Origin of the sequence: Massilia sp. CT11-108, from assembly GCF_047302915.1 — a bacterium.
GTDB lineage: Bacteria > Pseudomonadota > Gammaproteobacteria > Burkholderiales > Burkholderiaceae_D > Telluria > Telluria orientalis.
This window is the reverse complement of the sequence record NZ_JBKYMO010000282.1, coordinates 1-7382: the sequence shown is the minus strand read 5'-3', so window position 1 is coordinate 7382 and position 7382 is coordinate 1. Positions and strand designations below refer to the sequence as shown.

Below are 7382 nucleotides of genomic sequence, written 5' to 3'. Positions count from 1 at the left end.
GCCGGCGGCGTCCGTGACGTACAGCCGGCTGCCTGCCGGATCGGCCGCGATGCCGCGCGGGCGCTTGCCGGCCGCGATCTGGCGCACGGCCGCGCCGGTGGCGGTGTCGATCACGCTGACGCTGCCGGATTTTTCGTTGGGGACGTAGGCGAAGGGGGCGGCCTGCGCGGCGCCGAAGCTGCAGGCCAGCAGGACGATGAGGGAACGAAGACGTGACATGATGGTCCTTTGAGTGTGGTCGGTACTCTCCGGATTGCAAGCGCCATGCCATGCGGGCAGCACGTTTCCGGGCTGGCAGGTATATTGCATGCGCTCATGGTCAGCGCCCGGATGACAAGGGCGACCATTCGACAGGAGACAAGATGAATCACCGTTTGAATTTCGTGGCGGCACTGTTCGCCGCCGCCCCGCTGGCCGCCGTCGCCGCCCCCGATGCGCCGATGAGCGTGGTCGTCGTCAGCGCCACGCGCGCCGAGCACACGAGCTTCGACCTGCCGGCCGCGATCGACGTCGTCGACGCGGACCGCATCGGCGCCGCACAGCCGCGCGTCAACGCGTCCGAGGCGCTGGCCACGGTGCCGGGGCTCGTCGTGCAGAACCGCCAGAACTATGCGCAAGACCTGCAGATTTCCTCGCGCGGCTTCGGCGCCCGGTCCGCGTTCGGCGTGCGCGGCGTGCGCCTCGTCGCGGACGGCATCCCGGCCACCATGCCGGACGGCCAGGGCCAGGCCGCGACGTTCAACCTCGACATGGCCGAGCGCATCGAAGTCCTGCGCGGCCCCTTCTCCACCTTGTACGGCAACCACGCCGGCGGCGTGATACAACTGTTCACCCGTGATCCACGCGGCGCACCCTATATCGAAACGAATGTCTCGGCCGGCAGCGACGGCATGCGCAAAACGGACGTCAATACGGGCGGCAAGCAGGGCGCGTTCGGCTGGCTGCTCGACGGCTCGCGTTTCGAAACGGACGGCTACCGCGCCCACAGCGCCGCCACGCGCGACCAGGCTTATGCCAAGCTGACGTTCGACACGTCCGCGACCGGCAAGCTGACGGTGACCGCCAGCGGCCTGCGCCAGGACGACACGCAGGACCCGCTCGGCGTGACGTGGGCCACGTTCCAGCGCGACCCGCGCGCCGGCGAGATCGATGCGACGGACCCGCAGACGCCCAAGCGCACCTTGGCCGACCGCTACGACACCCGTAAAAGCATCCACCACACGCAGGTCGGCCTCGCGTGGGACGAGAAGTTCGGCCAGGATCGCCTGCACGTTGCAGTCTATGGCGGCAACCGCAGCGTGATCCAGTACCAGTCGTTCTCGAAGGCGTTCCAGGCACCGGCCAGCCATTCCGGCGGCGTCGTCGACTTCGACCGCGATTTCTACGGCATCGATGCGAACTGGCAGATGGCGCGCCCGCTCGGCGATGGGATTCTCCGCGCGACCGTCGGCCTGGAAGCCGGCAAATCGAACGATGCGCGCAAGGGGTACGAGAACTACGTCGGCACCACGTTCGGCGTGAAGGGCAACCTGCGCCGCGACGAGGAAGACGACGTGCGCAACGTCGATCCTTACCTGCAGCTGGAATGGGAGCGCGGCCAATGGGTGTTCACGGGCGGCCTGCGCCACAGCCGCGTGAGCTTCGACGTGGACGACCACTATCTCGCCAACGGCAACGACGGCGGCAGCGTCGACTACCGCCACACGACGCCGCTCCTGGGCGCGCTGTACAAGGTGACGCCCACGCTGAACGTCTACGCGAGCGCGGCGCGCGGCTTCGAGACGCCGACGCTGAACGAAGTGTTCTACTCGGGCACGGGCAACGGCTTCAATTACCGCCTCGGCGCGGCCACGAGCACGCAGCTGGAGGCCGGTGCGAAAGCCCTGGTCGGCCAGGACGTGCGCGTCAACGCGGCCGTCTTCCAGGTGCGCACGCACGACGAGCTGGTCGTCGACAGTTCCAGCGGCGGCCGCACGAGCTACCGCAACGCGAGCGCCACCCTGCGCCAGGGCCTGGAACTGTCGCTCGACGCCGACCTGCGCGCGGGCTTCTCCACCCGCGTGGCGGCCACGGTGCTGCGTGCGATCTACGACGAGGCATTCACCGGCGTCGCCGAGGGCAACCGCCTGCCGGGCGTGCCGAGAACGAGCCTGTTCGGCGAGCTGGCGTGGAAGGATGCGGACGGCCGCCTGCAGGCGGCGCTGGAAACCATCGCCAGCGGCAAGGTCAATCCGGACGACGCCAACGCGGCGACGCCGGCGCCGGGCTATGCGATCGTCAACGCGCGCGTGCAGGCCAGCCAGCCGCTGGGCGCGTGGCGCGTGCGCGAGTACGCGCGCGTGAACAACGTGTTCGACCGTACGTACGTCGGCTCCGTCATCGTCGGCGACAGCAACAAGCGGTATTACGAGCCGGCGCCGGGCCGCAACTGGGTGCTGGGCGCAAGCGTCCAGTACCAGTTCTGAATACGCGAGGCGCATAACATTCATGCACGCCGGCATATGACCGGCGTGCGCGTTGCCTGTTACGCTCGCGTGATGGACAAACTCTCGGAATGGCAAACACGCGTCGACCTCGCCGCGTGCTACCGGTTATGCGCGCTGTACGGCTGGGCCGACGGCATCTACACCCACATCTCGGCCGCCGTGCCCGGCGAGCCGGGTCACTACCTGATCAACGCGTTCGGCCTGTGCTTCGATGAAGTGACGGCGTCGAACCTCGTCAAGGTCGACAGCGCCGGCAACGTGATCGGCGCATTGCCTGCGCCGGTGAACCGGTCCGGCTTCCGCCTGCACGCGGCCGTGCACGAGGCGCGGCCGGATGCCGCCTGCGTCATGCATCTGCATAACGTGGCCGGCATCGCCGTCGGCATGCAGCAGGACGGCCTGCTGCCGCTGTCGCCGTACGCGCTGCGCTTTCACGGCGAGCTCGCGTACCACGACTACGAAGGCATCGCGATGACGCTTGACGAGCAGGCACGCCTCGTGGACAACCTGGGCCACCGCCCCGCCATGCTGCTGCGGAACCACGGCAGCCTGACCGTGGGCCGCACGATCGCGGAAGCCTTCGTGCTGATGGAAACCCTGGACCGCGCCTGCGAGGCGCAGCTGCGCGCACAGGCGGCCGGCGTGCCGCTCGTGCAACCGCCCGCTGCCATGTGCGCGACGGCGCATGCGCAGCTCGTGGGCGACGGCTCGCCCGAAGGCGTGCTCGAATGGCCGTCGCTGCTGCGCCGCCTGGACGCCGCCAGTCCCCGATACCGAACCTGAAGGAACCCCTATGCCGACCATTAACGTTCAACTGTTCGAAGGCCGTACGCCGGAACAAAAGCGCGCCTTCGTAAAGGCCGTCACGGAAGCCACCGCCAGGACGCTGGAGTGCTCGCCCGACGCCGTGGACATCCTGATCCACGAAGTCAAGCGCGAGCACTGGGCCACGGGCGGTAAACTATGGTCCGACGAATGATCACGGCCTGACGACCTGCACCCCGTACTTCGCGAAGAGCGTCTTCAGTTCGCCGCTGGCCGCCAGGTCGTTCAGCGCGGCCTGCAACTGGCGCGCGAGACCGAGGTTATCCTTCTTCACCGCCATGCCGACCGCCCAGCCGCCGCGCGGCAGGCGGTCGAACGGCACCTCCTGCAGCGGGAATGCGGGATCGCCCTTCATCACCGACTCGATCTGGGCCCGCGTGGCCAGCACCGCATCCAGGGCACCGGCCTTCAACTGTTCCAGTGCTTCGATCGCGGTCGGGTAGATGTGCACCTGCTCGCGGAAGCGCCCCCCACCCTCGCCCAGCATCACCATGCCGGAGATCGACACCTTCTCCACGCCGATGCGCTTGCCCGCCAGCGCCTCCACGCCGCCGACCTGCGGGATCGCCTGCGCGCTGCGCACGAGCCGCACGGTCTCCACATAGTACGGCGCGAAGATCTCGACCTGCGGATTCGCGTTCATCAGCATGCGGTCCACGGGCACGTGCAGCATCACGTCGGCCGGTCCGTAGCCGAGGTAGTGGCCCTTCCACACCATGTTGCGCAGGTCGTCGTTGAGATCGTCGCCGGCGTTGAACGGCAACAGCGTCAGCTTCAGACCGAGCTTGCCGGCCAGCGCGGCGCCGAGGTCGGCGTCGATGCCCTGGCCCTTGTCGGAAAACGGCGCGAGATCGTTGTAGACGGCCACCTTCAGATGGCCCGCCTCGCGCAGCACGGGATTGTCTGCCGCGAGAGCGGGTGCGGCGATGCCCGCACCCAGCAGCAGGCCGGCCGCAAGCATCCGGCGGCGCGACGGCGAAGTCAGGGTCGACATGACGGCCTCAGTCGGCGGCGCGGCGGGATTCGAGGTAGGTCTTGATGGCCCACATCGCTTCCTGGTTGAACACGCCTTCGAACGGCGGCATGTAGACGGCCCCGTTGCGCACCTTGCCGTGGCGGATGCTGGTCAGGAAGTAGTTGTCGATCTCCTTGTAGCAGGCATCCTTCTTCTTCTCGTTCTTGATGCCGGTGCAGTCGCGATCGAGCAGGCGCAGGTCCGGTGCGATCCCGCCCGACACCGCTTCCAGCCCGTGGCAGCGGGCGCAGTTCTGCCCGTAGGCCGACGCGCCGATCTTCAGCGCCAGCTTGTTGGTGCGGTACGGATTCTCGTCGCGCCATTTGTCGCCCAGGGCGGGCAGGCCCGTCGTGTCGACGGCTTGCGGGACCACGTTGCCGTGCGCGTTGGCCCAGAGCGAGGTGAGTGCGGCGGCGGCAACGGCGACTGCGCCGGCGGCGATGCGGAATTTGTGCTTCATGGTGATGTCTCCTGTAGGTTTATCGGTCTATCCCTACATGAGCAATCGGCGTGCCATGCTTCATACGCCCTGGATGGCGGCGTTCGCGGCCCGCGCCTGTCCCAATTTGCAACAGGTGTCACATGTCCGCGCGTGCCAGCGCGCGTGCCGCCGCCTCCGGATACAGGCGTTCGAGCGTTTCCGCCATCACGCGGCCGAGCAGCGCCTGCACGGGCGCCGCGGCCGCCGCAGCATCGGGCGCGCCACGCACGGCCTTCCACAATGACGCCAGTTCCGCCTCGTGCGCGGCGACGCTGCGTTCGACCTCGGCCTGCCAGAACGGCGGCGCCTCCCCTTCGACGAAGTTGCCGCGTCCGCGCCCAAAATGGGCGACCGCCAGGTAGCGCAGCACGCTGCCGACGAGGAGCGTGCGCAGGAACGGATCCGCGAACTGCACGGTCGGCCGGTCGCGGTCCGTCGTGGTATTGAAACCCCAGGCCGCGCCAGCCATCGTGAGCGCGCCGACGATCGCACCGAGCAGCGCGCCGCCACCCAGCGTGAGGCCGCCGGCCATCAGGTCGGCCGAGAGGCCCGTCGCAGCGCCGGAAACGACGGCACCGAGCAGCCCCGCCTGCGCCTTGTCGATGGGCGCGCGCACGGCGAAGTTCTCGCGCACGCGGGCATTGATGCGGCCCGCGTCGCCCGGGTCGAGCCGGTGCAGGCGCAGGAGGCCGACCGTCGTGTCGCCGATGCGCCGCTCCAGCCGCTCGACGAGGCCGGCCATCGCCGCCTCCTGGCGCTTCTGTTCATCCTTGCCGAGACCGACGGCCTTCAGCGCCGACTTGAACAAATTCGCCTTGCCCTCCTGCTCGATGGACTGGCTGTCGCGCGCGGCGCCGGCCAGCATCTGCGCGCCGAGTGCCACGGCCTCGCGGAAGCGCTGCACATTGTTGGCCTGCCAAGCCGCGAGCAGCCGCGCATAGCCGTCGCGTTTCGACGCGTCGATCAACTTGCCGACGCGTTCGTAGAACACGTCCTCGTGCACCCAGCAGCGCGCGAACGCGTCGAGCGCAAGCACGTCGCGTACGATCGAGAACTGGTCGAGGTGCGCTTTCCAGCGCGCCTGCTCCGCCTGCTCCTGCTCGTCCGGCCGCGGTGGCCCCAGCTGGTTGAGCAGCACGACGACCGGTTTGCCGAGCCATTCGAGGATCCGCATCTCGGCCGGCAGGTAGCCGGCATCGCGCGGGTCCTCGGACGAATTCACGAGGTACAGCACCACGTCGGCCGCGTCCTTCGCCGCGCGCAGCGCCTGCTGGCTGAGCCAGAACGGCCGGTCGCGGTAGCGGTCGAATACCTCGCGCATGAACCAGCCGATCGGATTGCCGGCCTGCGCGAGGCGCTTGAGCAGCCGGACGGAATCGCCGAAGCCGGGCGTATCCCACAACAGCAGGCGGTCGCCCGCGCCGCTGGTCTGCAAGGTATGCGCTTCGGCGAACACGGTCACGTGGGCGGCGTCGCGCACCTCGCCCACGTCCATGCCCACCAGGGTGCGTGCGAGGGTCGTCTTGCCGTTGTTCGTGTGCGAGACGAGCGCGAACTGGATATCGACGGGTTGCGCGCTCATGCGCCCCCCGACACCGGAAGGCCGCTGCCGAGATCGAGCGGATGGCGCTCCGGATGCAGCAGGTCGACGACGGTCCCCTGGATATGATGATACTGGCAGAACTGGTGCCACAACGCGACGCGCTCGACGAGGCGAGCGTCGGCGGCGCCGCGCTCCACGAGCCCCGATTCGTCCAGCAGCACGGCGATGCCGCGCGGCGTGTTCCGCGCCAGGTACTCGAGAAACGCGCCGTGGTTTTCCCGTTCCGGCGTGGCGGCGAGGCTGAACAGGACGGCCGTGATGGCGACGCCGGCATCGTCGAGGCGCGCATCGCGCAGCAGCTCCTTCGGCTCCTCGCCGTACGGGCACGATGGGCGCAGCATCAACTGCGCCTGTTCGCCGAGCACCATCGCCGCGACGGCCGCGAGGCCTTTATGACGCGGCTCGTCGACGGTGAAGCTGTACGGGATCACGCGCAGCACGGCCGGACCGGACGCGCCGACGCGGTCGGCCAGCAGCCGGTAATACGGCTGGCCGAGGTCGAGCGGGAAGCGGTGCGCGAGGCGGCGCGCGCGCAGTCCGGACACGAGCGCCAGCACGAGGCGCGGCAGCACGACGAGCAGGAACAGCGTCGCCGCATACAGGTGCACCCAGCGTGCGCCACCGGCGGGCGACGGCTCCTGCACGAAGCGCAGCGCCTGGACGTCGGCCAAGGTAAAACCCTGCAGCGGGAACACGGCCAGCGCGGGTGCGAACAGGACCGACAGCAGCATGTGCACCTGCTGGGCATCGAGGAACGTGCTCTCCCACCCGGCCGCGTATTGCGTCAGCACGCCGCGCGCGTACAACGACGCGATCGCACCGAGCGCGAACGCGGCGGCCGCGAGGTGGATGGTGCGGCCGAGGCGCAAATGCGTGAGCTTGGCCGTCAGCGCCGACCAGTCCGTGAAGTATTGGGCGATGCCGGCGGCGAGCGGCGCCGGCAGTTTGCGCGGCAGCGCGGCCTTGCCGACG

7 protein-coding genes and 1 pseudogene are annotated in these 7382 nt (G+C 69.0%); 3 read left to right on the top strand and 5 right to left on the bottom strand.

Annotation, left to right across the window (positions count from 1 at the left end; all coding sequences use genetic code 11):
- Positions 1-219 (bottom strand): annotated as a pseudogene (locus ACEN88_RS20270) (hypothetical protein); the annotation flags it as partial.
- Between the two features lie 143 nt (positions 220-362).
- On the opposite strand from ACEN88_RS20270, the gene ACEN88_RS20265 reads away from it, so the two are divergent.
- The 3 genes from ACEN88_RS20265 to ACEN88_RS20255 all read left to right on the top strand — a co-directional run bounded on the left by ACEN88_RS20265 (position 363) and on the right by ACEN88_RS20255 (position 3465).
- Complete coding sequence (locus tag ACEN88_RS20265; protein WP_413342431.1) at positions 363-2465, top strand: TonB-dependent receptor family protein; 2103 nt, start codon at positions 363-365, stop codon at positions 2463-2465.
- A gap of 72 nt (positions 2466-2537) precedes the next feature.
- The gene (locus ACEN88_RS20260; RefSeq protein WP_413342430.1) at positions 2538-3269 is read left to right on the top strand and encodes a class II aldolase/adducin family protein; all 732 of its coding nucleotides are present in this window, start codon (positions 2538-2540) and stop codon (positions 3267-3269) included.
- Positions 3270-3279: 10 nt separating this feature from the next.
- Positions 3280-3465 carry a 4-oxalocrotonate tautomerase gene (locus ACEN88_RS20255; RefSeq protein WP_413342428.1) on the top strand — a complete coding sequence of 62 codons (186 nt, stop codon included), beginning with the start codon at positions 3280-3282 and terminating at the stop codon, positions 3463-3465.
- Here the strand turns inward: ACEN88_RS20255 and ACEN88_RS20250 are convergent, their stop codons facing one another.
- The 4 genes from ACEN88_RS20250 to ACEN88_RS20235 all read right to left on the bottom strand — a co-directional run.
- Positions 3466-4305 (bottom strand): substrate-binding periplasmic protein, encoded by an 840-nt coding sequence (locus tag ACEN88_RS20250; protein WP_413342426.1) that lies wholly within the window; start codon positions 4303-4305, stop codon positions 3466-3468.
- A 7-nt stretch (positions 4306-4312) separates the two neighbouring features.
- A complete protein-coding gene (gene pedF, locus ACEN88_RS20245; protein ID WP_413342425.1) occupies positions 4313-4786 on the bottom strand; it encodes a cytochrome c-550 PedF in 474 nt (157 codons plus the stop codon).
- A 118-nt stretch (positions 4787-4904) separates the two neighbouring features.
- Complete coding sequence (locus ACEN88_RS20240; protein ID WP_413342423.1) at positions 4905-6389, bottom strand: DUF3482 domain-containing protein; 1485 nt, start codon at positions 6387-6389, stop codon at positions 4905-4907.
- Positions 6386-7382: DUF2868 domain-containing protein (locus tag ACEN88_RS20235; protein WP_413342421.1), on the bottom strand; the 997-nt coding region annotated here is incomplete at its 5' end. The genes ACEN88_RS20240 and ACEN88_RS20235, both read right to left, overlap by 4 nt.

Excerpts from the sequence above, each read along its gene's own strand:
- ACEN88_RS20260 (WP_413342430.1), top strand. The coding sequence starts at position 2,538 with ATGGACAAACTCTCGGAATGGCAAACACGCGTCGACCTCGCCGCGTGC.
- ACEN88_RS20240 (WP_413342423.1), bottom strand. The coding sequence starts at position 6,389 with ATGAGCGCGCAACCCGTCGATATCCAGTTCGCGCTCGTCTCGCACACG.
- pedF (WP_413342425.1), bottom strand. The coding sequence starts at position 4,786 with ATGAAGCACAAATTCCGCATCGCCGCCGGCGCAGTCGCCGTTGCCGCC.
- ACEN88_RS20265 (WP_413342431.1), top strand. The coding sequence starts at position 363 with ATGAATCACCGTTTGAATTTCGTGGCGGCACTGTTCGCCGCCGCCCCG.
- ACEN88_RS20250 (WP_413342426.1), bottom strand. The coding sequence starts at position 4,305 with ATGTCGACCCTGACTTCGCCGTCGCGCCGCCGGATGCTTGCGGCCGGC.
- ACEN88_RS20255 (WP_413342428.1), top strand. The coding sequence starts at position 3,280 with ATGCCGACCATTAACGTTCAACTGTTCGAAGGCCGTACGCCGGAACAA.